The organism is Neobacillus kokaensis (genome assembly GCF_014656545.1).
Taxonomy (GTDB): domain Bacteria; phylum Bacillota; class Bacilli; order Bacillales; family Cytobacillaceae; genus Neobacillus; species Neobacillus kokaensis.
The window spans coordinates 1-1,439 of sequence record NZ_BNDS01000066.1; the positions used below are offsets into that span (position 1 = coordinate 1).

Genomic DNA, 1,439 nt, shown 5'->3' on the forward strand with positions numbered 1-1,439 from the left:
TGATCTGACCCAATAAAGTTAGACAAATATCTTTATGCAGCTTTTAAGACTTGAGTTCGGTATTCCACTGGACTTAAGTCTTTTAATTTTGTCTTCATTCGTTTGTGATTGTAATAGTAAATATAGTCGGCTAATTCTTGTTCAAAATGCTCCATACTGTCAAATTCTTGTAGATAAAGGAGTTCAGGCTTTAATAGGCCAAAGAAATTTTCCATGACTGCGTTATCCAAACAGTTTCCCTTTCGGGACATACTCTGTATAATTTGGTGCTGTTCTAGTGTCTTTTGATACTGTTTCATTTGGTAATGCCAACCTTGATCTGAATGAAGTGTCACTTGGTCTCCTGGCTGAAGTCGTTTTATGGCTTGGTCTAACATATCTCCCACTAATTTATAAACAGGACGGTTCATGACGGTATACGCAATGATTTCGCCATTACACAAATCTAGTACTGGAGAAAGGTAACGTTTTTCACCAAATAGGTGGAATTCCGTGACGTCAGTTACCCATTTTTGATTCATTTTCTCGGCAGAGAAATCACGATTTAAGATGTTCGGCGCGATTTTGCCTACTTTCCCTTTATAAGAACGGTACTTCTTCATGCGTACCAAGCATTTCAAACCAATTTCATTCATTAACCGATTAATGGTTTTGGGATCGTGTTGGAACCCTCTTTTTTCTAGCTCTTTCGTGATACGACGATACCCATAACGACCTTTATGTTCATGATAGATCTCGTTGATGGCTTCTTTTACTCTCTCATATTTATCAGACTGATTTAATCGTTTTTCCCAATAATAATACGTGCTGCGTGGAATGTCAGCGACTTCAACTAAATCCACAACCTCATACTGATCCTTTAGTTCAAAAATTACTTGCGCTTTGATTTTGTTTGTAATTTTTCCTGCATTTGAACTAAAGCATTCAACTTTTTTAAGTAGGCATTCTCCATTCGTAAACGTTCGTTTTCTGCCTGTAAGGCTTCTAATGATCCTTCTACTGGTTGAGGAGATTTCTTTGTCTCTTTTTTCATGGATGGACGCCCCTTTTTCTTCGGTTTAAGGGCATCTATTCCTTCTGTTTCAAGTTTCAGCTTCCAATCCAAAATAGTACTAGGTGCTTGGATATTAAAAATGGCTGCTGTTTCATACAAAGACGTCCCTTGTTCGTTCATATAATTAAGTACGTCTAGTTTAAACTGAACTGTATAGTTTGTATAGCTTTTAATAAGCCCTTCCACACCATTATATTGGTACTGTAGAACCCATTTTTTTATTGTATTATGAGTTGTTCCATAGATTTCACTAAGAATTCCATAACCACCCTCATTATTTAAATATCTTTTAACAGCTTCTATCTTCGTTTCCACTGTAAATTTAGCCATAAAAAACACCCCGCAAATGTTAGTAGTTGTGTCTAACATTTACGGGGCGGTTCAT

Annotated in this window: 2 protein-coding genes; both read right to left on the reverse strand. The window is 36.6% G+C overall.

Translation table 11 applies throughout. From position 1 onward, the window contains the following. Positions 1-32 precede the first annotated feature (32 nt). Positions 33-989 carry an IS3 family transposase gene (locus IE222_RS26170; RefSeq protein ID WP_223282910.1) on the reverse strand — a complete coding sequence of 319 codons (957 nt, stop codon included), beginning with the start codon at positions 987-989 and terminating at the stop codon, positions 33-35. Beyond that, positions 872-1,384 carry a helix-turn-helix domain-containing protein gene (locus tag IE222_RS26625; protein ID WP_223282909.1) on the reverse strand — a complete coding sequence of 171 codons (513 nt, stop codon included), beginning with the start codon at positions 1,382-1,384 and terminating at the stop codon, positions 872-874. The genes IE222_RS26170 and IE222_RS26625 overlap by 118 nt, the downstream gene beginning before the upstream one ends. Positions 1,385-1,439: the final 55 nt, after the last annotated feature.

Coding starts and splice junctions, on each gene's coding strand:
- IE222_RS26625 (WP_223282909.1), bottom strand. CDS start 1,384: ATGGCTAAATTTACAGTGGAAACGAAGATAGAAGCTGTTAAAAGATAT.